The sequence below is a fragment of the Vibrio sp. 2096 genome, assembly GCF_033339595.1.
GTDB lineage: Bacteria > Pseudomonadota > Gammaproteobacteria > Enterobacterales > Vibrionaceae > Vibrio > Vibrio alginolyticus.
The window spans coordinates 613,065-636,378 of record NZ_JAWOUX010000001.1; the positions used below are offsets into that span (position 1 = coordinate 613,065).

Here is a 23,314-nt window from a genome sequence, read left to right on the forward strand (position 1 = left end):
AACAACAAGAGGAAGCTTGTATGACAAGAACAACCTCATTTGCACTCGTTTTATTACTTATGTGCGCATACTTTGGTTACAACCGTTATTATGTATACCCCCAGCAGTTGGAAACACAGGCGAAGTCCATGCTAATACAAATGGCAAATCGCGAAGAGTGGGTCGATGTGTTTGAGATGATGAATCGCGTAGACGCGCACAAGGGCCATTTGGAACTTGTTGCTGACGTGACATCCTCTGATGGTCAGCGTGCGTACAGTGAAGGTATTATCACGTATACGGATCGCGAAGGCGTTGTCTGTAAACAGGTAGTGTTCAACTTTAAAATAAACTCTTTGAAAAACTACAATATTTCCGATTTACGAGATTGTTCCTACGGCGAGTACTATTAATATTGTCTGAGAGTTGAGCTCGATAGCACAGTGTATGAATACACAAACAAAAAATAGCCCTTCGTTGGGGCTATTTTTGTTTTTAAGGAATGAACGCAATATCGTGGGATTAGTCGAGTGATTTTTTGAAGCGAAATGAAGCGACAATAAGGCCGATAACGGTGAATCCAAGTAACCAAACTGTATCTCGCCATAGCTCCATTAGGTCTGCACCACGCAACACCACACCACGAATAATGCGCATAAAGTGAGTGGCAGGCAGGGCTTCTGATATCCATTGTGCCGCGACGGGCATTCCTTCATAAGGGAACATAAATCCGGACAGAAGAATCGACGGCAAAAGAATAAACACCGTCATTTGCATTGCTTGAAGCTGTGTCGTCGCAATGGTGGATATCACCAGACCTAAGGTTAAACTCGCGGCGATAAACAACAGCGTGCCAAACAATATCTGACTAATGGCGCCGTTTATCGGCACACCAAATATCCAGTGCCCCAAGCCTAAAATGATAAACACCTGTATCAGACCAACAAAGATGTAGGGAATGATCTTCGCCACCATGAGTTCGATGGAGTGGATTGGCGTAGTAATCAGTAACTCTAAATTGCCGCGTTCCCGCTCACGAACAATGGCTGCACTAGTGAACAAGATCATCGTCATAGTCAGAATCACGCCCAATAAACCGGGGACAATGTTCACCGCCGAGCGCCGACTCGGGTTGTAATACAGCGCAACTTCAAAGGTTTTGGTTGGGGCAGGGCGTATCTCAAAATCAAAATCCATTAACGGCATGGTTTGTAGCGAGAGAATCGCAGAGCTGATCATGGTGTCTGAACCATCCACAATCCACTGTCCAAGTTCTCGACCTTGCACCATACGTTGGGTTAAGTCGCTAGGCAGAATCAAAGCCGCTCGTACCAAGCCGTCTTGAATGGCTTGCTCGGCTTCTGGTGCGGTAGCGAAGGTTTCGACCACATCGACCACTTGTGTGACTTTGACGGACTCGGTAATCACGCGCCCGGCAGTACTGCCACTTTGATCGACGACGCCAACGGGAATGTTGCGAATATCGGTATTAATGGCAAAGCCGAACAGCAGGAGCTGAATCAACGGGATCATCACGACCATGCCAAAGGTAATGCGGTCACGTGAAAGCTGACGGATCTCTTTGATCATTACCGCTTTCATACGGGCAATAGATTTCATCATTGGCGACCTTCTCCCGTAACACTGACAAACACATCTTCCAAGCTCGGGCGAGCAATGTTCATCTCGCAGCCCTCAAGCTCTGGAAAGGTTTGGGTTAACCATTCGATCGGTTGTTCGATGTGCTGGTGGATCAAAATGCGTAAGCGAATGCCGAGCTGTGCGGCTGAGCGTACCTCTTCACGCTGAATGACTTTCTCTTTGAGCTCGCGTAAGTTATCCGCTTTGACTTCGACGATGTTAACGCCCATTTGCGCCATGAGTTCTTCTGGCTCACCATCGGCGCGGATTTCCCCGGCTTCCATAATAGCCAGACGATGACAGCGTTCTGCTTCGTCCATGTAGTGCGTAGTGACCAGAATCGTCGTGCCTTGGTCAGAGAGATCAAACAATTGCTCCCAGAAATCGCGTCGGTTTTCTGGGTCAACCGCAGACGTGGGTTCATCGAGAAACAACAGTTCTGGTTTGTGCATAGTGGCTGCGGCGAGAGACAAGCGCTGCTTTTGGCCGCCACTCATTCCGCCGACGCGCTGTTTACGCAGTTGGTCGAGACCGTAGGTGGCTAGTTGTTCTTCGATGCGAGCTTTCAGGGCCTTGGTTTCCATTCCAAAGATTTGTCCAATAAACTCAAGATTCTCTTGAACCGTCAGGTCATCATATAGGGAGAACTTTTGCGTCATGTAGCCAATCTTGAGGCGCAGAAGCTCAGATTGTTTTGGGATCTCTAGCCCGAGTACATCGACATTGCCCTCACTTGGGCTAAGCAAGCCAGTCAGCACACGAATGGTTGTTGATTTACCGCAGCCGTTGGGGCCAAGAAAACCATAAATACTGCCTTTGGGCACATTAAGCGTGATGTTGTTGATGGCGGTGAAGTCACCAAACTTTTTCACTACATTTTCAGCTTGAATCGCGTATTCGGTCATTGGCTTACTCCACCAAATCCACTTGCGCTGGTATACCTGAAGGCAAGGATTGTGCGGAGTCTTGTAGGTCGACTTCTGCTAGGTACATCAAACGCGAGCGTTCTTCCTCGGTAAGCGCGAAATAAGGCGTGAATGAAGGCTCAGTCGCTACCCAACGAACGGTGCCGCTATATGGTTGCTCAACGCCATCTACATGCACGTTAACCGTTTTACCCGGCACAAAGTTGACTCGATAATTGGCAGGAACATAAACACGGGCGTATGGGACGCGGCTCGCTTGAATTACGGCAACAATGCCATTCACAGGAACGCGTTCACCAAGGTTAAACGGTAGGTTATCTAACAAGCCATCTCGCGTGGCCGTAATGGTGAGTTCTGCCAGCTTTTGTTCTTGCAGTGCTACATCGGCTTTTGCAGCCATGAGTGCGGCTTTCGCTTGTTCAATATCTTCAGGGCGAGAGCCAGCGGTCAGTTTGCTGAACTCTTCTTGTGAGGAGTCTAGCTCTGCACGGGCAGAATCTCTGGCTGCTAAAGCGGTGTCTTTTTCTGATTGGCTGATGAGTTTTTTACGAACTAACTCCGCTTTACGTTGGTAGTTCTTTTGCGCTTCAATCAATTGAGCTTCCGCTCTGGCAACGCGAGCTTGCGCTGCGGCAATGTCTTCTGGTCGCTCACCATTGGTCAATTTCAAAAGATAGGCGTCAGCCTTGGCTTGTTCGGCAACGGCGTGAGCTAAAACGGCTTCTTGGTTCTTTGTATCGAGCTGAACCAGCACTTCTCCTTCGGTGACTTGGCTGCCTTCCTTAATGGGTAGGGCACGAATTATCTCGCTAGAGGTGGCAGTGAAGGTTACGCGGTCACGTTCTAGTGTGCCAAGGGCTTGCTGTCCGTCATCTTTGGAACAGGCAGTTAAAAGAGTCAGGGCTAGGGTGCCAAGAATGATTCGCTTCATCATGCGACGCTTCCTCTAAGAAGGTGAGCTCGAATTCGTATCAAGCTATAGAAGAGTATGGGACTGCATTCAGTGTAACGTGAGTCAGTTTTGTCCGGCTAGGAAGTTAATTCCCTCAATATTCATCAATTGATTAATTATTGAAGCTGGCTTTATCCTGCGGAAGCCGTGCTTTACTTGGCTCTTTTAAGTTGATTACATGAATATCATTTAAACAAAAATCTTGCCTTTCATGTAGAGCACGCCGTCGCCAGATACTCTTACTTGTTCGCCAGTAACTTCACAGTGCAAAATGCCTCCGCGCTGAGAAGCTTGGTAAGCGACCAGTGATGTTTTGCCTAACGCTTCTGCCCAAAACGGTGCTAACCCAGCGTGAATCGAGCCAGTTACGGGGTCTTCGTCACCACCATTTGCAGGCCAAAAGTAACGAGATACAAAGTCTTGTTGATCGCCTTTTGCGGTAACGACCACATCGTAAGGAGCGAGTGTCTTGAGGTGCTCTGAACGGTATTGAACCTCAAGTACCTCCTGTTGGCTGTCGACCACCACGAAATACGCTTGAGGGCTAAGCAGTACGCGTTCCACATCGCAACTTAAGCCTTCAATTAATGCTAGGGGAATCTCAGAAACGGCTTTTGGAGGACGAGCAGGGAACGTCATCTCGATCTTACCTTGCGCATTCTTCTCCACGGTGAGGGTTCCTACTTCCAGAGTATGAAATTCAATCGTGCCATTAATGCCAAGCTCATCAAACAGCACTAACGAAGAGGCCAGTGTGGCGTGTCCACAAAAGTCGATTTCAGTTATAGGAGAGAACCAACGAATCTCATATCGGTTTGCGCCAATGGATTTTAGAAAAGCCGTTTCCGACAAGTTGTTTTCTGTCGCGATATTTTGCATCAATTCTGGGGCTAGCCATTCCTCTAACGGTATCACCGCTGCTGAGTTGCCTTTGAATTGCGTATCGGTGAAGGCGTCCACCACGTTGATATCCAATTCCATTTTCCTTCCTTGTTCCGTGAGCGATTAATTAGCATAAACCAAGTGCAATTAAGAGAGTAAGAAATTTGTGTTAGAATCTTAAAGTGTCAAAATTATAGATTATTTTGTGTTTTTTGATACTTACTGACAAGGATTCGGACTGCTGGGTACTTACACTAGTGTTGAATTCATTGAAAGGAAGAAAAACATGAAAGCGATCTACAAATCAGTTTTGGCATTGAGTGTTTTTGCGGTCGGTTCTGCCCATGCATTTGAACTCGTGAGTAGAGATATTCAAGAAGGCCACCCGATGGCGAAGACATTTGAATACTCTGGTTGGGGATGTGATGGCGGGAATCAATCACCACAATTGATGTGGAAAGAAGCTCCAAAGGGCACAAAAAGTTTTGCGATCACCGTGTATGACCCCGACGCGCCAACAGGCAGTGGTTTTTGGCATTGGATAGCGTTTAATATTCCATCCACCGTTAGCGAACTGCCTCGAGGCATTGATATGAACAAGTTAGGCGGCAAAGAATCTCGTATTGACTACGGCACAACGGGGTTCGGCGGCGCGTGTCCTCCAAAGAATGATGGGATGCATCGTTACCAGTTTACGGTGTGGGCATTGCCAACTGAAGAACTGAATTTGGATGAAAACACGCCACCAGCCATTGTAGGGTTTACTTTGAATAGTGTTGCTTTGGGTAAAGCGACATTAACCACGACTTACACGCGATAATTGAATATAAGGGGAGAGAATGGGTCACCAATATCAGGTTACGCTGTTTCGTGCGGAGCAGCAGCAGAAGCTTCGTAATGTCAGGATTCACTCCCCAAGCCTTATTCAGATTGTTAAGGGGAGTAAACATCTTTTCTGGAAAGATGAAGTACTCGACATCCATCATCCAAATATCATGCTTTGTGAAGCAAATGCATCCCTAAATTTTGAAAATCTTCCTCTACAAGGGCGATTTCTTTCTCGAATGTTCAGTTTTCACTGTGTGCCTAGCGATGAAATGTTGGAGCTAAGCATGAGCAACGCATTAGGAAACTATGTACCCGTTGTTGAGACAGATAAAGCATTGCAAGCGACGTTAAATGCTTTGTTTTCGTTTGAGCGGGAAAGCTTAAGTGAAGCGACACAACGCTATTGGATTATGGGCCTATATCAGCAGCTAGCTGAGAGAGGGTTATTACATCGATTGTTCTCGAGTTCACATATCTCTTTTAGTCAGAAACTTAGTCGTTACTTATCGCGCTCTCCAGGGGAGGAGCATCCATTAGACATGGTCGCGGGGCATTTTGCTATGAGCCGAGCAACATTGATACGCAAATTGAAACAAGAAGGTACCCAGTATCGTGAAGTATTGGCAGAAGTGCGCTTAAATCACGCACTTTACTTGATGCAAAATGGCTCGTATAACGTTGCTATGCTCGCACAGTTGTGTGGTTATCAGTCAGAGGGGCGTTTTAGCCAACGCTTTAAAAGTAAGTTCGGCCTAACGCCCAGCGAGTATATTAAAACGGTAGTGAGTTAATGTTTTACCGCTTTTGTATTTTTTGTGCTTTTTAGGTTAGCCATAATATTTGGTTTTCATTCGCAATGCTACGTTCACCAAAGCAATCAATACAGGCACTTCGATCAGCGGGCCAATGACACCAGCAAAAGCTTGGTCTGAGTTTAGGCCAAACACCGCGATAGAAACCGCAATTGCCAATTCAAAGTTGTTGCCCGTTGCCGTGAAGGCAATCGACGCATTTTTGTCGTAGTCGATACCCATTTTCTTACCAACGAAGAAGCTGACAAAGAACATCAATACGAAGTAGATAGCCAGTGGAATTGCTACACGGAATACATCCATTGGCAGTTCAAGAATCATTTCACCTTTCAAGCTGAACATCAGTACGATGGTCGCAAGTAGGGCGATAAGCGTAATTGGTGAAATGCGTGGGATGAACACGTCGTTGTACCATTGTTCACCTTTCGCAGCGACCAGCCATTTACGGCTTAGGAAGCCCGCTAGGAATGGGATACCAAGGTAAATCAGAACGCTTTCCGCGATGTCCATCATCGAGATATCAACCACGAAACCTTCGTAACCAAAGACTGGTGGCAACACAGTGATGAACAACCATGCCATCACACTGTAAGTCACGATTTGGAAAGCGCTGTTTAGTGCAACTAGGGCTGCGCCGTATTCTTTGTTACCGCCACCGATATCGTTCCAGACAAGCACCATCGCAATACAACGAGCAAGACCGATCAGAATGATACCAACCATGTAACCCGGATGATCACCTAGGAAAGTCAATGCAAGGATGAACATCAAAATAGGGCCGACAATCCAGTTCATGACCAAAGACAGCGTGATCGCTTTTTTGTCTTTCGTCACAGTGCCTAGCAGGTTGTAGTTCACCTTTGCGAGTGGCGGGTACATCATCAAAATCAAACCAATCGCTAGCGGTACGTTTGTGCTACCAACTGACATTGACTCGTTCCACTCAGCAACTTGAGGGAATGCTGCGCCAATACCTACACCGATTGCCATTGCAACAAAAATCCACACCGTTAGGTAACGGTCCAAGAAGCTCATTTTGTCGCTGGCACTATTTAAAACTTGAGTAGTCATAGTGTTCTCTTATTCGTTTATCGTCGAAAGGCGATAGTTAAAGGTATAGTTTATCTCTGCACGCCTGAACAGCGTGCAAAGGGCATTAATCAAATAACTTGGAAAATCCTAGATTGAACTGATCAAACGCGTCGCGTTGAATGCGGTAACACACCTTAGGTGGGTTTGGCTCGGCGCTGATAAAGCCTGCTTGCTTTAGAATACGCAAGTGCTCGGAAACAGTAGATTGCGCAAGACCCAGTTCAGAAACCAAATCACTGTTCAAACAACCGCCCATGGTATCGAGCGTGTGCAGGATATGCAGAATGCGCAAACGTGCTGGATGCGACAAAGCTTTTGCTTGCGCTGCTAGAGTTTGTTCTTTCTCGAGCTGTTGTTGCGTTGTCTGAAAAACGACTTCGCACGTGTCCTTGCACTTATCACTCATTCGCTGGCCTTAATAGTTAATCGTCGAATTGCGATAAAGTGTACGCCTGCTCTGTGGAAGATGCAACAAATCGATGAAAAAATTAATCGTGAAATAACGATGGATAAAAAGTTGAAAAAATATATCTTTTAAAAACAGTGATATAATTAAAAATTAAGTAGGTTACTAAAAGTTAACTAATTGCACTATATTTCTAGGTTACCATAATAAACCACATCCGACGCACAATGGTTACTGCGTCATCTTGTGAACTTATTTAAAGGTAATCCCATGAGCAACGTACTGATCATCAATGCACACGAACCATCACCATATTCAGAAGGTCGTCTAAATGCTTCTCTTGTCGACAAAGCACAGACGCTTCTGCAAGCAAAAGGCCATGAAGTTCGCGTTGTGACAATGCAAGATGAGATCAACGTAGATGAGCAACTCGCACACTTTGAATGGGCTGATCGCGTGATCATCCAAAGCCCAATCAACTGGATGTCTGTGCCTTGGTCATTCAAAAAATACATGGACGACGTGTTTACTGCGGGTATGGGCGGCGCACTGTGTGCATTCGATGGCCGTAGCGCAGAAGAACCAAAGAAAAACTATGGTACAGGCGGTACTCAAACCAACAGCAAATACATGCTTTCACTGACATTCAACGCGCCAGAAGAATCGTTTGATGATGAGAGCGAATACCTATTCCAAGGTAAAGGCGTGGACGATTTGATGTTCCACATGCACGCTAACTTCCGCTTCTTTGGTATGTCAGCACTGCCTACATTTGCTTGTTACGACGTGATGAAGAACGCAGATATCGAAAACGATTTTGTTCGTTTCGAAGCGCACATTAACGAAAACTTCTAATCCTTTTAGAAAGATAGTGCGAACTGAATGATGAATTGAGATGGACTGCTACATGCGGTCCATTTTTATTTGTTTGCGGGGAGGTGACGTTTTTATTACTCTAAAGCACTAAATGTATCTAGCTTACTTTTCGTTACCTAGATTAGGTGCGTATCTTGAGGTGTATTGTGGAAAGCAGAATCAGTGTAGATAGCAAAGGTCGTAAGTCAGTGGCGAACGTATGTGCGGAGCCATGTGCTATCGAGAAAGGGATGCGTCTAATTGGTGGTAAATGGAAAGGTTCTTTGATTTATCATTTGAAAGACGGCCCAGTTCGTTTCAATGACTTAGCACGCATGCTAGGCGGTGCAAGTAAAAAGATGATCGATCAACGCCTTAAAGAGCTAGAAGCGGAAGGTATGGTGGTGCGCAAAGTGATCAGCGACCGCCCAATTGCAGTCAGCTATGAACTAACAGAGTTCGGCCGTACCGCACTTAAGATTCTCGATGATTTGCGAATTTGGTCTGAAAAGCATCAAATTGAGCTTCGTTAAGACCAAAGTAGTTAATCGCAAACGTTACTCTCTTTTGAAAGCTGATAACAACACATCGCCTTTTATGCTCAAGTAACTTAGATGTGCTTCATTCAAATCGTAATTTGTTTCGTAAAACAACGTACTCTTTAGAGTCAGGCATATCGAGGCTACTTGAGCATAATCGTACTTTTTAAGTTTTTGATTTTTAGTTATTATTTTATCATACTTAGTAAGTTGTAGAATAAATCACTCACTTCAGTTGAATTTAAAAAAGCACTATTTAATTCCAGTTTCTTTTCAAAATCGGAATATTTATCGAATTCCTCTTTCTCAACTAAACCTATTGGTGAGTTGTCGTTAACGTGGCTTTCATATTTTTTGATGGTATATAATTTAGACTTTTCGTCAAAATATTGAATTATCTTAATGTTAACGTCAGGTCTCTCCGTATTATACGTGATCGTAATTTTTTCATAATCTTTATTAATCGGAGTCGTAAGCCCTGTAGGGTAGATGATTTTAAACCCATTAATGTCATTCTTCTTCGTGCTTTTATAATGTTTTGAGTATGAAAAGTTTTCAATTGCACTTTTAGTGACGATAATTGACTCACCTTTCTTTAAACCGTATTCGGTACATTCATAATCGTCGACAACCGTAGAATTTCTTTTCTTTTCAATCAGGTAGGACATGGTTGCAGATGTCCCTCCGTGTTCCAGTTTTTGTTGGTTTACAGAACAATAGAAATGACCTTTGTCCACCGTCATTGCGTTGACTTGTTCCGGATTTGAAATGGTGGGATGTATATCTTTTGCTGGATCGTTGTCGCTTCCTCCTGAACCGCATCCAACTAATCCGATACAAACGGCCATATAAAGCAAAGAGATTTTATTCATACTGTATTTCTCAATTAAGATGTGTGATTGCAAATAACGATTAATTACATTTTTATAAAGTGAAATGTTTTTTATTTTAATTGAACGGTGTTTTATTGGTAATTTAATCGTTTGCTTTTATTTTGTCTCTTACGGTATCTATGTTTTCATTTATGGTATGAATTATTAGATTTGCACAATTGTGAGTTGCAATAGGATAATAATCGCTAGCCAACTACTTGTGTAGTTACCGTTATGATTTATATATCCGTTAAGTCTAAGTTTTTAGTCTTAATTTCATGTGTTTATCGTGAAAGTGACTTAGAAGTAAATACTTAACGTTGTTTGAGGGGAGTCTGGGCTTCACTGATCTTGTTTTTCATCAAGACGTTGTATAATGAACAAGGACTTTATTTCCAACTTGTTTATACATATCAGATCTCACGGATCTGATATGCATTCCAAGTTATTCTCACTAAGGCAAGAATCCTAGCTTATTTAAGGATAGAAAGTTTACTTGGGTGTAGAAGATATTAGTAATCCAATGTGCCACGGATAGGGTAGTTATTGTTTGGATCGCGAATCCATGCCAATCCGCGTGATAGCGCGCCAAGCTCAGGGCGAACAAACGGGTTGTTTGAAATATCCACCACGTGTAAGTCGCCGTGTTCATTCACCACAAACAGACCTGGTTCTGCGAAATTATGATCGGTTTCCTGTTCAGATCGAGGAATAGATACATACAAGCCTAGCGTTTTCATTTGTTCTTCGGTCAGGCCGTAAGCGATAGGGAAGCTGATTTCGAGTTTCTCTAGATGCCCCTCTAGCTGTGCTTTTGAGTCGCCAGAAACGGCAAGAATATCGACGCCAGCATCAGCGAAAGCCTGTTTGTAACTCTCAAGCTCGTTGAGGTACTTAGTACAAAGAGGGCAGTGTTTACCACGATAAACGAATACTGCTTGCCAAGTCGCATCACCTTGCGGCTGACCCAACGTTACGCTTGAACCATCTAGCAAAGTGGCTTGAAGATGAGGGAAGCTGTCGCCCGCTTTAAGTTTCACTGAAGTTGCCATATTGACTCCCGAATTGGTGGTGTATATCCATGAATGCCCCTTTCTCAACAAAGCGATTGGGGGATGAGACTTCAATGTAGACTCTGTTTTGCGGTGTTTCAACTAGTTAACTTTTAGTAACCTGCAATAAGGTAGTAGAGTGCAAAAGATGAAAAAGCAGAACTTAAGATACAACGAAGTGGGGGTGTAGTATCAGGAGCTAAGTTCTGCTTGAGGTTAGGCTATGACCACTGGAACATATCGTTAAGATAAACCAGAGTCATCACTTCTATTTTATTACTCGATTGAGCTAGGCGTTGCTGAAAAAAGTACGCCATCATTGGCTTCTTCATTTTTTCCTCCTTTAGCTGACGAGTAAATTATGTGTATAAAAGGGGATATAAAAAAGAGAGTGCTTTTGTTGGCTTTTTTCCTAATAACGTAAATATATGGGGCTTTAAAGCCGAATTTGGAGGTTAATTGTGGAAAAGGGGAACAGATAATTAGGAAGTTTTCTTATTTTATTACCGCCAACTTAAGTAAACTATTCCTATCCACAAACTTCACAGATCTAAGGTTGATTCAGTGTCTGATCTCAATTTGTTTCGCTATTACCAACGATTACTCTCGTTTAGCGTTGGTGATGAAACAAAAACCACGTTACAGGACATTGCCGACATCATGTTCACTTCTTCTCGGCATGCTCGTAGCCTGCTAACGCAGATGCAGCAGAAGGCGTGGTTGAGCTGGCACCCGAAAGCTGGGCGGAACCAACGATCGACTCTTATTCTGAATATGGAGTTAGACGTTTTAAAAGAGAGCTTGGCTCTTGAACGTATCAAGTTAGGCAAGTATGAAAAAGCACTGGCGATATTAGATGAAGACGAAATGGCATTTGGCCGTTTGTTAAAAACAACGTCTGGTGCTTCTGTGCAAGAAGGACAGCTCAATATTCAATTAACCTATAAGCGAATGTTTGAGCGTGTCGTTCCACATCAACTTCAGCGTAGCAGCGAACGTTTCTTATTAAGGCAAATCTATTGTTGCTTAGTTTCGAGTGATCACAATGGGAAAGTGCAACCAGAACTCGCACATCACTGGCGTTATGACGAAGACACCTACGAATGGACTTTCTACCTTCGTCCAGGTCTGACTTTTCATAATGGTAATTCCATTGATGCAGAAACAGTGGTTAGCTTGTTTGCAAAGTTGAGTTCACTACAGTATTACGAAAAAGAGTTGGCACATGTTGCTAACATTACTGCGCCAACGCCATTGAAAGTTGTTTTTAAGCTTAATCGAGCTGACTTGGGCTTTGCTGGACTTATTTCTGGTGTGAAATACGGCATTCAACCAGTAAGCCAAGTTAACGTAGCGAATAACAAGCTGGTGGTCGGAAGTGGCCCATTCTCTGTTGTCGAGCACAATGAAAGTCGTTTAAAACTGCAAGCATTTAATGGTTACTATGCATGTAGAGTTCTAACGGATTTGGTGACTATCTGGATTGTTAATGACGAGCAAATGGAGAACCCGTCATTGGCAGCAAATACGTTGCAAAGGGATGCTTCGCCCGAGGAGGATTTGTGTGGACACTATATGTCGACGCAAAACCGAGAAAACTCATCGGCGAGCAAGCGTAGTCGAATAGAAGATGGTTGCTTATTCGCCTTATTTAATCAGCACGCTAAGCACAAACTCTCTGTAGCGCAGCGCCGTTATATTAGTGAGCTAATTCAACCTGAGCGCTTGGCCGAAGTGATGCGCCGCGAGAATATTGTATTTGGGAGTATACCCGCTTATAACCTGCTACCAGGTTGGAAGCCAGTGCTCCGTCCGTTCAGTGAGCCGCTTAAGTTACCTAAACACATTACGATAGCCGGATATAACTATACCGCGTTGCGTCGCTGTGCGCGGGCTATTTCTAATCGTTTGGTGAGTGTTGGCAGTAAAGTAGAAATTGTTATGTATTCCTATCGTGAGCTGAACGAGAAAGCTAAGAATGGTGAGCTAAATGAGACGATGGTCGTGACGAACATAAACCTAGATGATAATCGTCATGCCTCAGCGTTCACGAACTTCTTCAGCAACGCTGTGCTATTCCACACTTTGGGAGAGAAGAACGCACAATGGTTAGATGAACAACTACAGAGAGTCAGATCTTTCGTTCCACTTGAGGGCTACCTTAATGCATTGGAGCCAATTGCATCGACGTTGATCAGCGAGTATTGGATTGCACCCATGTTCCACCATACACAAACTTTGCGTTTCCAAGGTGTTTTAGAAGACGTCGCTCTTACTAACTGGGGTTGGCCAGATATTCGCTCGGTGTGGTCTGCGGATTAACTGCCTTAGTTATATAGCAAAGCGCTGCTTCACGAATTCAATGAAGGCTCTGGTTTTCGCCGATTGATAGATGAGCTGCGGATACACCAAGTACACCGCGTTGTGCTGGTGGTAAGTTTCTTCCGATAGAACCTGCACTAGACGGCCGTGCTCAACGTCTTGTTCGACAAAGTAACTTGCTAACCGAGCAATGCCATTGCCAGACAGGGCTGATTCTTTGAGTAAGCGGTTTTCATTGCTTGAAAGCCAACCTTGGGTTTGAACTGTTCCCGTTTTTAACGGCCACTCTTTTTGATGCAATGTGGTTAAGCATTGATGCTGTTTTAAATCCGCTAACGTCTCCGGCGTACCTTCTTCTTGCAGATAATGAGGAGAGGCAACCAGCCAGTGGTGGTAGTCCAAAAGGTGATGAGCAATCATATTCTCTGGCGGCGTTCTTGTCGCTCGAAACGCAAAATCAACGCTGGTTTCCGTCAGATTAAACGCTTGATAGCTAGAAAGAATCTCGAACTCTACGTTTGGATGTAAAGCGCGAAACGCTACGCACAAATCATGCAGCACCGCTTCAGCAAACATCTTGGGAGCGGTAAGACGAATCAGACCGTCTATTTGTTCAGATCGCTGACTTAAACTCTTTTCCATTTCCACTACGCGGCGTTTGAGATCTTCCGCTTGTGCAAAGATCGATTCACCTTCTGCTGTTAGTCTCACGCTGCGTGTGGTTCGAACAATCAAAGGCGTTGCGAGTTCCGATTCCAAACGCTTGATTTGTTCCGACAGGTAACTTTTAGAAATGCCAAGTTGCTCCGCTGCTCTAGAAAAATTGAGTGTTTGAGCCACTTCAGCAAACAGCATCAGTTTTTCGATTCTCTTATAATCTGCCATCTTGATTGCTCGTCTTTATTGTTCGCTTTAATTGTTCGGTAGCGAGGATAATGAATTCGATTTTACGGTATTAAACTAATTTTTACGAACGGTAAGATGGTTAGAGTTAACTTAAGAAATTGAAGATGCAGAAATCGGAAAAGTGAGAATAACGATGAACAATCCAACACTACCGCTCGCCAAAACCTTACCTAACGTTAGCCGCTTGGTCTTCGGCTGTATGGGACTTGGAGGGGAGTGGAATCGCAACCCATTAACCGCCCAAGATGAAAACCAAGCTTATGCCGCTGTCGAGGCTGCATTAGAGGTTGGCATCAATCTCTTTGATCATGCGGATATCTACAAATTCGGTAAGGCAGAAGAAGTGTTTGGGTGCATCTTAGCCAATGACTCAACCTTACGAGAGCGAATTTATCTGCAATCCAAGTGCGGCATCCGTCTAGGAGATGAGCAAGGTGTTAAGCAGTATGACTTCTCTGCCAAATGGGTGACGGCTTCTGTTGAGGGCATTCTTGAGCGCCTTGGCGTGGAAAACCTTGATGTTTTGATGCTGCATCGTCCTGATCCTCTGGTTGAATTTGAAGAACTGGGCACAGCGCTCCAAGCACTGAAACAAGCTGGCAAAGTTAACCACTTCGGTGTTTCTAACATGAACAGTGCTCAAATTGATCTTCTTCAACAAGCAACGGGCGAAGTTATTGTGGCGAACCAGTTGGAAATGAGTCTGGCTAAGTCTGACTTCATAAAGCAAGGCATGGGGCTTCCTTCGTCTGCATCTGACTACGTTGTAGGAACACTGGAGCATGCCCGTAAGCACAATATCCAACTGCAAGCGTGGAGCAGTATGGCGCAAGGAAGATTCTCAGAGCGTGGCTTACATTCTGATGATCACAACACCAGACAGACGTCGGAGATGGTGATGGCGCTGGCAGCTGAATATGGCGTGCCGTCAGAGGCGATTGTTTTAGCCTTCTTGACGCGTCATCCAAACCAAATTCAGCCTGTTATTGGGACTGCAAACCCACAGCGTATTCGCGCTTGTGCTCAAGTAGAGAACGTCACGCTATCACGCAGCCATTGGTATGGATTGTTCGAGAAAACCCTTGGTCATGAGATCCCTTAGGAGAGAAAAATGAAATACGTACAAGTTCAAACTCTAATTCAAACGGCATTGGAAATTGCGACTGCTCGCAAGCAAAACATTGCGGTTGCCGTGGTTGATACACATGGAGAATTGCTCGGTTTTGCCCGAATGGATGATGTGAGTGTGCAAGCAGGTTTGTTGGCACAGAACAAAGCTTACACCTCGGCTAGAGACCGTCAGCCTAGCGGCAATCTGGGTGCTTGGGCTCGTGAGACGGGTAAGCAGTTGAGTTATTGGACTGACCCGAAGATCACAGGCTTTATGGGTGGTGTGCCTATAGAACAAGAGGGGAAAATCGTCGGTGCAATTGGTATCAGTGGTTTGGCTGAGCAAGATGATGAAGCACTTGCGATGGAAGTATTAAACGCGCGTTGAGTATAATGTTTATCAGTAGGTGTGATGCTTTGTCCAGCTTTGTACTCACTGTAGGGACTCAAGTTCACAGGCTTCGTCGAGTCACAATGCTATCTAATAGCCTGAAGTAAGCAGAAGTTGAAATCGCGAACTATGATTAATTTATTTGAAAGCTTTGAGGCCTAAATATGTTTCATAAGGTATTCGTTTCGCTATTTTTTGTTCTCCTCTCAGGCTGTGGTACGAGTGACAGCGCGTTAAAAGAGAGCGGTTATGATGAAGCTTATATTCAAGGCTTTCATGACGGTCGGCATAGTGGTATGCAAGAGGCAGGGAATGATTTTGAACACTATATTAAGGACGAAACAAGGTATCAAACCGACTCCGATTATCGACAAGGCTGGGATGCTGGTGAGGTAGAGGGTAACAAGTTACAAAAGCAGGCGACCGCGATAGGACAAGGCATGATTGATAATTCGTATGAAGAACGTGATGTCTTTGATCCTGATAAAGTGGCGAAAGATGCAATAAAAGGCGTTGATACATCGGAATTAAAAAGCCTAGAGTAACGGACTGATATAAAGAATAAAACTCGTCATTTGACGAGTTTTATTTTTGTCTAAACGATTCATGTTTCAACGCTCAACAGGGCATTCATCGTTTGAGTATGAGTAATGTGGTTAATCACCTTTCTTGTTCTTTTGTTCAAGGATTAACGATAACAGGCGAACGAGCAGGGACTGAGCTTCCGGTGAGAGCAATCGCGCCACGGCCGTTAAGTCATTTGCTGTGACATGCTGAACATCACGTACATCTAAGGCAATATCTAGGTCAGTCAAATGAAGCGAACGCAATATGGCACGATATTGTGAGAGTTTAAGATCGGACTCTCCGCGCTCGATCCTTTGATATGTTTTTACGCTCATTCCAGCGATGTTTGCCATTTGCTCACGGGAGAGGCCATTCGATTTTCGTCTTGCGATCAGTGCTTGAATTATAGGGTCTACCTGCATGTGCTCTCCTGAAAGGACAGTTTTGACCTAAACGGAGCAAGAAGTGGACCAGTTTAACCACCACATATTTACCTGCTTTGCAATCAGTATAAAAATAACTGTCTTATAAAAACGTAAATATTTTAGTCAGTTATTAACTCAATGGAAAAGTATCAATCATACAAATCAATAGAAACGAAAGCTTCTATTCGCAAAATGCAACGCATTTTAGATCATTTATTTAGTGAAATTGATCAGCAACATCGTGAGACTAAAGAGAATGTTGTGACACTGATTCAACAGTCACAACAGCGATTGATGAACTACAAAGAGCTTTACCTTCACAAAGAATCGATAAGTGAAGTAGAGTTGCGGATGGCGCATGAAAATATGAGTGAGACTGAGAAGCAGGTCGCCGATATGGGTATTCCAGTGTTAACTTATATCATTGGCGCGCTAGATAAAGCGTATTAACACAGTCGTAAAGTCGGGCGATACAAGATTTACGCAATTTCGATCAATTGATGACATCTAAAAGAAAGGATGCAAATGCTGGGGAACCACACCCAGCATTCGGACACTCATTTACCTATATTTTCGAACCGTAAATCAGTGTTTAGAGGTATGTGAACCGAACAGTGTCGGTACGCAGCGAATAATAGCGATATTGTCCGATCTAGGCTACGTCCTTGGAATCTAACACCTTCACTTAAACTGTAAATTAATCTGTACACCCAGCCAAATTGAGCCATTGAGCACGTTCTGCCTTCTCTTTAAGCGATAAAAGACTAATTAGTGACGAAAAAAACAACACATCTTAGGTAAAAGATAAGAGTTGTTAAAATATATCGCTATAAGATTGACCTTTTGCTTTTCAATCGTCCTGCTTATGCCTTACAATCTTTTCGAACCAAATCCATTCATAACGAATGGGGTTGATGAATTAAGATGAACAATTTTGCTTCGAACCCAAAGTTGCGCACATTTCATCAACGATGACATCGCCAAAAACGACTCTCAAGTGTTCATGTGCAAATGATTAACCACCTTTTGTTGCATGTTTTCTTAGCCATACAGGGCTCTTGTAACATAGTGCTCTTGTAACCAAATTTTGACTAAGTCGGAGCGTTTTGTTGTGTGCTTTAGCTAAAGCACAACTGGCGAGAAATTAACGGATTGAATTTAGAGGTATTAACCGTGAACCTAAAACTTGTCGGCAGCTCCCTGATCGTTGCAGGTACTGCTCTTGGCGCTGGTATGCTTGCTATACCAATGGTGCTTGCTCAATTTGGCCTCCTTTGGGGCACTCTTCTTATGTTGTTCATCTGGGCTGGAACGACTTATGCTGCGCTGCTCCTTCTTGAAGCCAGTTGCAAAGTAGGTGGTGGTGTGAGCATGAATGCAATTGCTCGCGAAACGCTTGGTAAAGGAGGCCAGTTGGTAACCAACAGCTTGCTTTACGCCCTGTTAGTTTGTCTATTAATGGCTTACATCATTGGTGCGGGTGATCTGGTACAAAAAGTAACAGCCTCAATTGGGCTTCCAACATCCACGATCGCAAGCCAAGTCGGTTTTACTCTTTTAGTTGGTATCATTGTTTCGGCAGGTACAGGGGTAGTAGATAAGCTTAATCGCGGTTTGTTCCTAGGCATGATCGTAGCGCTGATCCTGACACTTTTTGCGCTTGCACCAAGCGTCTCGTTTGAAGGACTTGATGAGGTTGTGAGCGACGATAAAATGGCACTTATCAAAACCAGTTCGGTGCTTTTCACCAGTTTCGGTTTTATGGTCGTGATCCCATCGCTTGTAACTTACAACAAAGAAGCGAGTAAAACACAGCTGCGTAATATGATTATCGTGGGCTCAACTATTCCGCTTGTTTGTTACCTATTATGGTTGTTAGCGGTTGTCGGCAATCTACCACCTCATGAGCTTGTTCAATACTCCAACGTAACAGAGTTGATCTCGGTACTAGGTCAGCAATACGAGGGCTTAGAGTTCATCCTATCCATGTTTACTGGTTTGGCACTGCTAACGTCGTTCTTAGGTGTTGCAATGGCGCTATATGATCAAAATGCAGACCTACTGAAAGCAAGTAAGCCAGTGATTTTTGTTACTACTTTTGTGCTACCACTATTAGGTGCTGTATTTGCGCCAGAACACTTCCTAGCTATTCTCAGCTACGCGGGGATTATTCTTGTGTTTCTCGCGGTCTTTGTCCCATTATCAATGACCATGAAAGTGCGCCGAGTGCCGGTAGAAGATGACAATATTTATGAAGCTGGTGGCGGCGCAATGGGAATGAGCATGATCTTCCTATTCGGCTGTTTCTTGCTGTTTGCCCAAGCAGTATAAAATCACGCTAGCTTATTTAAAAACTGAGCCGCTCGTAGTCAAACGGGCGGCTTTTTTGTATTCATAGCCGAACCCAGGCCACTCGAAGTCATCAGCATTTGTGATGTTTGACGTTTCTCTGATAATCACGGTTAGCGCTGACTTTTTAGTAAAACTCCTTAGCGAAAGGCTGACATGTACAGTGATTCACCCTTCTATTATATCGATGTTGATATGAATAAGAGGCTCTGTTGTGTTAAAGCAATTATCTTTTGCCATGGTTGGCGTTATGTTGTCTTTAGGTGTGTTGAGTACAGAAGCGGTGGCTGACCCGAAGCATAAGCATGGACATCGGTACGATCACCATCATGCTCATCACCACCATCATAAACACAAGCGCAAGCACAAGCATAAACACAAACATCGTGACGTTATTTATGTGGAGACCAGACGACCAAGGCGCAGTTACTATTACCATGACCGAATTCCTCGGAATAGTACCTACATAAAGATTGGAGATTTCACTTATCTAAAAGTGGACGACCGTTATTATCGCCGTTCTAATGATCGCTATATCCATGTCGAGTTCAATTAAACTTGAAAGGGCACATAGTCGGCGTTCTTGTAATGTTGAGCTTAATAGCAACAACATGGCACATGTAACATCGACCAATACTAGGGTTGAGGGTTAAAAACAAAAACAGCGAGCCGGTGCTCGCTGTTTTTGCTTAGATGAGTGTTAGACAGTAAATCTATTTAAGATTTGATCTTGTTTATGTACATCTTCTTGTTGCGCCTGCATCGCGTCGTTGGTTCGATTTGCCGATTCGGCGACTTGAGTCGATAGGTCTTTAATATTCACCGTATTGTTGTTGATCTCTTCAGCGACAAGGCTTTGCTCTTCCGCTGCTGAGGCAATTTGCAAGTTCATATCGGAAATACGCTGAATCGCGTCACGAATGCGTTGTAACGCACTATTTGCTAAACCCGCTTTTTCAACGGCCTCTATAGCACTACCTTTGCTTTGATGCATGGCATTTGCCACAGATGAAGCGCCAGATTGTAGTTGCTCAATCATAGTACGAATCTCTGTTGTCGACTCTTGAGTACGTTGTGCCAGTGTACGTACTTCATCTGCAACAACGGCGAAGCCTCGGCCAGATTCTCCCGCACGTGCAGCCTCGATTGCGGCATTCAACGCGAGTAAGTTTGTTTGGTCCGCAATATCGTTGATGACTTTTAGAATCGTTTCGATATTGGCGGTAGCAGATTCCAACACTTGTACTTCTTCGACTGCAAGGTCAATGCTATCGGAAAGCATGTTTATCGTTTGTGTCGATTCACCAACGATAGAAGACCCCTCAACCGTTGCTTGGTCGGCTTCTTTAGCTGCACTTGCCGCACCTTGCGCATTATTAGCAACCTCTGTCGCGGTGACAGACATCTCATGCATCGCGGTAGCAAGTTGTTCTAGCTCTTGCAGCTGAGTGTGAATTGCGCCTGCCGAGTCTTTTGCGCCCTCAGCGGTGATTTGAGTTCCGTTTAAAATTTGATCAGAAATACGTTTCGACTCAATGATTTGCTGTTGTAAGTTCTCCATGAACGTATTGAAGTTTGTGGCAAGCTCAGAAAACTCTTGGTCAGTATCTGTTTCGAGGCGTTGTGTAAGGTCGCCTTTCCCTGATGCTACATCTTTAATCGCATTGTTTAGCGTGTCCAAAGGACGCATGAGAGTGCGAATCAACAGAGTTAGGGCGATAATAGATGCAATCACGGCAATGATTGAATAAATAATAGCGTTGTTACGAAGCTCTCCTACGGCAGAATAGGCAACAGCTTCATCGATCACCGAACCTACGTACCAGTTCTCGCCAGGAATGTGAGTCAGGTTAACCATGTAGCGGTTGCCATCAATCTCAACATGTTGTGCTGATTGCGTAAGTTCGATTTGCGGGAGGTAGCTACCGACTTTCTCGCCGTTATACTTACTTTGAGGGTGAGCAATGGTTGTGCCATCAGCGGTGATCAGAAATAAGTAACCAGCATCAAACAGATTCACTTGGTTGACCAGATCAGAAAGGGTAGTTAATTCGAGGTCATAAAACATACCGGCTAAAAACTGGCCATTTTCTTTTACTGGCGTACCAACAGAGATGATAACGTTTTTCGAAGACGCATCGACGTACGGATCGGTTACGACCAAATCGCCTTTGCTCTTAGCTGCAATAAACCAAGGACGCTGACGTGGGTCGTAGTCTGGACCCGCATCCCAGCCGTCGTCATTTTCAATCACAAAGCCATTACTTTCATAACCAAAACCGATGGCAAGGAAGCTGCTTTTTGGCGTCGGTCTTTCAAGTATGTTTTGAACATAGCTATGTGAACTGGGATCAAGCTCAATCACTTCAGTAATGGAGCGAGCGAGATCCTTCTTTGCATTCATTTCTGATTGCACAGTGTTACCAACACTGGTCAATATCTCGTTTACACTTGAGTCGATTTGCTCCTGAGTTTGGGAGCGGATGGTCATAACTTGTTGTGTCGACAATAACGACACGGTAATTAGCAGCAAAAATGAAGAGGCTGTGACAACCTTATGTCTGAATTTCATGAGCTTTCCTCTGATTCTCCCGGTTGGTTCCACTTTGCTTTCGCCTCTTTTAAACCGAGCGAATTGGGCGTAAAGAGAAACCTATTGTGTTTGGTTATATTTTTATCGACATCTTTGTCAAAAACATGAACTCATTTGTCGTCTTTTTTAACTAAATTTAAACAAACCGACAATTTACGTTAAAACTTGTGAGTGTGATCATGTTTGCGAGCTCAATTAATGAAATCGTCATAATGAAAAGAATTGCTTAACAAACAGTGGCATTAACTGGCTTTACAGGTGAGGTGATGAAAATTTTGTTGGTGCTGACAGGTGTTTTGTTGAAGTTTTGTCTTTGTAAATTATGAGCTTTTTACTAAAAGCCTAATGTGGACGGAGTTTTAGGTATAAAAAAGGCCCCGACGATGCGGAGCCTTTGTTAATTGACGTCTCGATTTTAGAAAATAAGATGAGCAACGCCAGCAATCACAGGTAACGTGATTAACGTACGTAAAATGAAAATTACGAAGAGCTCTACAATGTTTACTGGAATTTTGCTGCCTAACAGTAGGGCACCTACTTCCGACATGTAGATAAGCTGAGTTACTGACATTGCTGCAATAACAAAACGTGTCATTTCGTTATCGATTGAGGCCGCTAAAATTGCTGGAATAAACATATCCGCAAAGCCAACAACGATTGTCTGTGATGCTGCAACAGCTTCAGGGACTTGCAGTAGCTCTAGGTATGGGATAAACGGTTGACCCAGAATTGCAAATACAGGTGTGTATTCTGCAATCACCAATGCAACGGTACCAAGACCCATCACTACAGGTAATACGCCAAATACCATGTCGACTGCGTTGTGTACGCCTTCTTTAAATACAGACTGAACCGATGTGACTTGACCAGCACGCTTAAGAGCTAGATCCATACCCCAAGAGAATGTGGTGTGGCCTTCTGGCACTGCATCTGCGTCTTTATCAGGGTTGCTGCCGTCAATGTAGCGATCTTTCTTCAGACTAAGCGGAGGCAGGCGAGGAATGACAATCGCAGCTACGATACCAGCTAGACAGATAGCGCCGTAGAAAGGCAAAAATAAGTGCTCTAGTTTTACCTGAGCGATAACAACTAAGCTAAACGTGATCGATACTGCTGAGAAAGTGGTCCCGACAACAGCCGCTTCACGCTGAGTATAGAACTTATTTTCGTATTGCTTGCTGGTTAGCAAGATACCAACACTTCCGTCGCCTAACCAAGATGCCATACAGTCAATTGCACTGCGGCCAGGTAGGTTGAATACCGGACGCATTATTTTACTGAGTAACGCACCAAATAGCTCCAGAAGACCGAAGTTCAAAAGAAGCGGAAGCAGTAAACCCGCGAAAATGAAAACGGCAAACAGAGTAGGTAGGAGACCAGTAAGAACAAGCCCGCCAGTGTTCTCTTCCCAAATTGCTTTTGGACCCACTTGGAAAAACGTCATTAACACGGCAGCGCCGCCGATTAAACGAACAACGAGCCAAAGTGGAGATGGGTTGAAGAGACCGTTTAAAAAACCATTACGTAAAATTGCAGCTGGCTTAAAAATTTTGCAAAGAACAGAAGCAACGGCCATGAAAGCGATGATACTGGTGACGATAGCAATCAAGGTATCGCCTAACACCGCTGGGATGACTTTTGCCATCACTGCAACGGGAATGGTTAGGCCGCCATCGTAAGAGATCGGAGCCATAAAGAGTAGAAGACCAATTAGGGAAGGGATGAAAAACATCCAAAAGTTGCCCTTAGGAGCTTCAGTAGCATTAGTGGTGTTATGCATAGTTGTCTCGTGTTACTACTAGTCAATACTTGCCA

At 44.1% G+C, this 23,314-nt stretch carries 24 protein-coding genes; 12 read left to right on the top strand and 12 right to left on the bottom strand.

Annotated elements, in window-relative coordinates; translation table 11 throughout:
• Positions 1-20: 20 nt before the first annotated feature.
• On the top strand, positions 21-392 hold the full coding sequence (locus tag R7Q41_RS02670; protein ID WP_005375433.1) for a hypothetical protein: 372 nt from the start codon (positions 21-23) through the stop codon (positions 390-392).
• Positions 393-501: 109 nt separating this feature from the next.
• On the opposite strand, the gene R7Q41_RS02675 is transcribed toward R7Q41_RS02670, so the two are convergent.
• The 4 genes from R7Q41_RS02675 to R7Q41_RS02690 form a co-directional block, all read right to left on the bottom strand.
• Positions 502-1,599, bottom strand: coding sequence for an ABC transporter permease (locus R7Q41_RS02675; protein ID WP_318144355.1), 1,098 nt, complete (start codon positions 1,597-1,599; stop codon positions 502-504).
• Positions 1,599-2,525 carry an ABC transporter ATP-binding protein gene (locus R7Q41_RS02680; RefSeq protein WP_041056887.1) on the bottom strand — a complete coding sequence of 309 codons (927 nt, stop codon included), beginning with the start codon at positions 2,523-2,525 and terminating at the stop codon, positions 1,599-1,601. The genes R7Q41_RS02675 and R7Q41_RS02680 overlap by 1 nt, the downstream gene beginning before the upstream one ends.
• 4 nt (positions 2,526-2,529) lie before the next feature.
• Positions 2,530-3,480, bottom strand: a complete 951-nt coding sequence (locus tag R7Q41_RS02685; protein ID WP_373920837.1) for an HlyD family secretion protein — start codon at positions 3,478-3,480, stop codon at positions 2,530-2,532.
• A gap of 207 nt (positions 3,481-3,687) precedes the next feature.
• Positions 3,688-4,479 carry a PhzF family phenazine biosynthesis protein gene (locus R7Q41_RS02690; RefSeq protein WP_053303788.1) on the bottom strand — a complete coding sequence of 264 codons (792 nt, stop codon included), beginning with the start codon at positions 4,477-4,479 and terminating at the stop codon, positions 3,688-3,690.
• A gap of 187 nt (positions 4,480-4,666) precedes the next feature.
• Between R7Q41_RS02690 and R7Q41_RS02695 the strand changes: the two genes are divergently transcribed.
• Positions 4,667-5,200: a YbhB/YbcL family Raf kinase inhibitor-like protein gene (locus tag R7Q41_RS02695; protein ID WP_005375444.1), complete on the top strand. Its 534-nt coding sequence runs from the start codon at positions 4,667-4,669 to the stop codon at positions 5,198-5,200.
• A 19-nt stretch (positions 5,201-5,219) separates the two neighbouring features.
• A complete protein-coding gene (locus R7Q41_RS02700; protein WP_005385142.1) occupies positions 5,220-5,999 on the top strand; it encodes an AraC family transcriptional regulator in 780 nt (259 codons plus the stop codon).
• A 36-nt stretch (positions 6,000-6,035) separates the two neighbouring features.
• Here the strand turns inward: R7Q41_RS02700 and arsB are convergent, their stop codons facing one another.
• Both arsB and R7Q41_RS02710 read right to left on the bottom strand, forming a co-directional pair.
• Complete coding sequence (gene arsB, locus R7Q41_RS02705; RefSeq protein ID WP_005375449.1) at positions 6,036-7,091, bottom strand: ACR3 family arsenite efflux transporter; 1,056 nt, start codon at positions 7,089-7,091, stop codon at positions 6,036-6,038.
• An 85-nt stretch (positions 7,092-7,176) separates the two neighbouring features.
• Positions 7,177-7,518, bottom strand: a complete 342-nt coding sequence (locus R7Q41_RS02710; RefSeq protein WP_005375451.1) for an ArsR/SmtB family transcription factor — start codon at positions 7,516-7,518, stop codon at positions 7,177-7,179.
• 270 nt (positions 7,519-7,788) lie between these two features.
• On the opposite strand from R7Q41_RS02710, the gene R7Q41_RS02715 reads away from it, so the two are divergent.
• Together R7Q41_RS02715 and R7Q41_RS02720 are read left to right on the top strand one after the other, a co-directional pair.
• Positions 7,789-8,373 carry an NAD(P)H-dependent oxidoreductase gene (locus R7Q41_RS02715; protein ID WP_017635228.1) on the top strand — a complete coding sequence of 195 codons (585 nt, stop codon included), beginning with the start codon at positions 7,789-7,791 and terminating at the stop codon, positions 8,371-8,373.
• A 167-nt stretch (positions 8,374-8,540) separates the two neighbouring features.
• The gene (locus R7Q41_RS02720; RefSeq protein ID WP_005375456.1) at positions 8,541-8,906 is read left to right on the top strand and encodes a winged helix-turn-helix transcriptional regulator; all 366 of its coding nucleotides are present in this window, start codon (positions 8,541-8,543) and stop codon (positions 8,904-8,906) included.
• Positions 8,907-9,100: 194 nt separating this feature from the next.
• Here the strand turns inward: R7Q41_RS02720 and R7Q41_RS02725 are convergent, their stop codons facing one another.
• Together R7Q41_RS02725 and R7Q41_RS02730 are read right to left on the bottom strand one after the other, a co-directional pair.
• Positions 9,101-9,784, bottom strand: coding sequence for a hypothetical protein (locus R7Q41_RS02725; RefSeq protein WP_138939625.1), 684 nt, complete (start codon positions 9,782-9,784; stop codon positions 9,101-9,103).
• 512 nt (positions 9,785-10,296) lie between these two features.
• Positions 10,297-10,836, bottom strand: coding sequence for a redoxin domain-containing protein (locus R7Q41_RS02730; protein WP_005385152.1), 540 nt, complete (start codon positions 10,834-10,836; stop codon positions 10,297-10,299).
• 564 nt (positions 10,837-11,400) lie between these two features.
• Between R7Q41_RS02730 and R7Q41_RS02735 the strand changes: the two genes are divergently transcribed.
• A complete protein-coding gene (locus R7Q41_RS02735) occupies positions 11,401-13,158 on the top strand; it encodes an SgrR family transcriptional regulator (RefSeq protein WP_318144341.1) in 1,758 nt (585 codons plus the stop codon).
• A 9-nt stretch (positions 13,159-13,167) separates the two neighbouring features.
• Here the strand turns inward: R7Q41_RS02735 and R7Q41_RS02740 are convergent, their stop codons facing one another.
• Positions 13,168-14,043: a LysR family transcriptional regulator gene (locus R7Q41_RS02740; RefSeq protein ID WP_042521514.1), complete on the bottom strand. Its 876-nt coding sequence runs from the start codon at positions 14,041-14,043 to the stop codon at positions 13,168-13,170.
• A 154-nt stretch (positions 14,044-14,197) separates the two neighbouring features.
• On the opposite strand from R7Q41_RS02740, the gene R7Q41_RS02745 reads away from it, so the two are divergent.
• From R7Q41_RS02745 to R7Q41_RS02755, 3 genes are all read left to right on the top strand, one after another.
• On the top strand, positions 14,198-15,166 hold the full coding sequence (locus R7Q41_RS02745; protein WP_042521513.1) for an aldo/keto reductase: 969 nt from the start codon (positions 14,198-14,200) through the stop codon (positions 15,164-15,166).
• 9 nt (positions 15,167-15,175) lie between these two features.
• The gene (locus R7Q41_RS02750; RefSeq protein WP_042521512.1) at positions 15,176-15,562 is read left to right on the top strand and encodes a GlcG/HbpS family heme-binding protein; all 387 of its coding nucleotides are present in this window, start codon (positions 15,176-15,178) and stop codon (positions 15,560-15,562) included.
• Positions 15,563-15,729: 167 nt separating this feature from the next.
• Positions 15,730-16,110 (top strand): hypothetical protein, encoded by a 381-nt coding sequence (locus R7Q41_RS02755; protein ID WP_005375467.1) that lies wholly within the window; start codon positions 15,730-15,732, stop codon positions 16,108-16,110.
• 111 nt (positions 16,111-16,221) lie between these two features.
• On the opposite strand, the gene R7Q41_RS02760 is transcribed toward R7Q41_RS02755, so the two are convergent.
• Positions 16,222-16,554 carry a helix-turn-helix transcriptional regulator gene (locus R7Q41_RS02760; RefSeq protein ID WP_005375470.1) on the bottom strand — a complete coding sequence of 111 codons (333 nt, stop codon included), beginning with the start codon at positions 16,552-16,554 and terminating at the stop codon, positions 16,222-16,224.
• Positions 16,555-16,695: 141 nt separating this feature from the next.
• Here R7Q41_RS02760 and R7Q41_RS02765 point away from each other — a divergent pair, with 141 nt between their 5' ends.
• The 3 genes from R7Q41_RS02765 to R7Q41_RS02775 all read left to right on the top strand — a co-directional run bounded on the left by R7Q41_RS02765 (position 16,696) and on the right by R7Q41_RS02775 (position 19,462).
• Positions 16,696-17,007, top strand: a complete 312-nt coding sequence (locus R7Q41_RS02765; RefSeq protein ID WP_005375472.1) for a hypothetical protein — start codon at positions 16,696-16,698, stop codon at positions 17,005-17,007.
• A 723-nt stretch (positions 17,008-17,730) separates the two neighbouring features.
• Complete coding sequence (locus R7Q41_RS02770) at positions 17,731-18,888, top strand: amino acid permease (RefSeq protein WP_005385167.1); 1,158 nt, start codon at positions 17,731-17,733, stop codon at positions 18,886-18,888.
• A 232-nt stretch (positions 18,889-19,120) separates the two neighbouring features.
• Entirely contained in the window at positions 19,121-19,462 is a 342-nt protein-coding gene (locus tag R7Q41_RS02775; RefSeq protein ID WP_318144342.1) for a hypothetical protein, read from the top strand.
• Positions 19,463-19,606: 144 nt separating this feature from the next.
• Here the strand turns inward: R7Q41_RS02775 and R7Q41_RS02780 are convergent, their stop codons facing one another.
• Positions 19,607-21,478, bottom strand: coding sequence for a methyl-accepting chemotaxis protein (locus R7Q41_RS02780; protein ID WP_025768473.1), 1,872 nt, complete (start codon positions 21,476-21,478; stop codon positions 19,607-19,609).
• A gap of 436 nt (positions 21,479-21,914) precedes the next feature.
• Positions 21,915-23,279: a YjiH family protein gene (locus R7Q41_RS02785; protein ID WP_005385171.1), complete on the bottom strand. Its 1,365-nt coding sequence runs from the start codon at positions 23,277-23,279 to the stop codon at positions 21,915-21,917.
• Between the last annotated feature and the right edge of the window lie 35 nt (positions 23,280-23,314).

Coding starts and splice junctions, on each gene's coding strand:
- R7Q41_RS02730 (WP_005385152.1), bottom strand. CDS start 10,836: ATGGCAACTTCAGTGAAACTTAAAGCGGGCGACAGCTTCCCTCATCTT.
- R7Q41_RS02760 (WP_005375470.1), bottom strand. CDS start 16,554: ATGCAGGTAGACCCTATAATTCAAGCACTGATCGCAAGACGAAAATCG.
- R7Q41_RS02740 (WP_042521514.1), bottom strand. CDS start 14,043: ATGGCAGATTATAAGAGAATCGAAAAACTGATGCTGTTTGCTGAAGTG.
- R7Q41_RS02700 (WP_005385142.1), top strand. CDS start 5,220: ATGGGTCACCAATATCAGGTTACGCTGTTTCGTGCGGAGCAGCAGCAG.
- R7Q41_RS02685 (WP_373920837.1), bottom strand. CDS start 3,480: ATGATGAAGCGAATCATTCTTGGCACCCTAGCCCTGACTCTTTTAACT.
- arsB (WP_005375449.1), bottom strand. CDS start 7,091: ATGACTACTCAAGTTTTAAATAGTGCCAGCGACAAAATGAGCTTCTTG.
- R7Q41_RS02680 (WP_041056887.1), bottom strand. CDS start 2,525: ATGACCGAATACGCGATTCAAGCTGAAAATGTAGTGAAAAAGTTTGGT.
- R7Q41_RS02695 (WP_005375444.1), top strand. CDS start 4,667: ATGAAAGCGATCTACAAATCAGTTTTGGCATTGAGTGTTTTTGCGGTC.
- R7Q41_RS02725 (WP_138939625.1), bottom strand. CDS start 9,784: ATGAATAAAATCTCTTTGCTTTATATGGCCGTTTGTATCGGATTAGTT.
- R7Q41_RS02765 (WP_005375472.1), top strand. CDS start 16,696: ATGGAAAAGTATCAATCATACAAATCAATAGAAACGAAAGCTTCTATT.
- R7Q41_RS02675 (WP_318144355.1), bottom strand. CDS start 1,599: ATGAAATCTATTGCCCGTATGAAAGCGGTAATGATCAAAGAGATCCGT.
- R7Q41_RS02690 (WP_053303788.1), bottom strand. CDS start 4,479: ATGGAATTGGATATCAACGTGGTGGACGCCTTCACCGATACGCAATTC.
- R7Q41_RS02745 (WP_042521513.1), top strand. CDS start 14,198: ATGAACAATCCAACACTACCGCTCGCCAAAACCTTACCTAACGTTAGC.
- R7Q41_RS02755 (WP_005375467.1), top strand. CDS start 15,730: ATGTTTCATAAGGTATTCGTTTCGCTATTTTTTGTTCTCCTCTCAGGC.
- R7Q41_RS02715 (WP_017635228.1), top strand. CDS start 7,789: ATGAGCAACGTACTGATCATCAATGCACACGAACCATCACCATATTCA.
- R7Q41_RS02780 (WP_025768473.1), bottom strand. CDS start 21,478: ATGAAATTCAGACATAAGGTTGTCACAGCCTCTTCATTTTTGCTGCTA.
- R7Q41_RS02785 (WP_005385171.1), bottom strand. CDS start 23,279: ATGCATAACACCACTAATGCTACTGAAGCTCCTAAGGGCAACTTTTGG.
- R7Q41_RS02670 (WP_005375433.1), top strand. CDS start 21: ATGACAAGAACAACCTCATTTGCACTCGTTTTATTACTTATGTGCGCA.
- R7Q41_RS02710 (WP_005375451.1), bottom strand. CDS start 7,518: ATGAGTGATAAGTGCAAGGACACGTGCGAAGTCGTTTTTCAGACAACG.
- R7Q41_RS02750 (WP_042521512.1), top strand. CDS start 15,176: ATGAAATACGTACAAGTTCAAACTCTAATTCAAACGGCATTGGAAATT.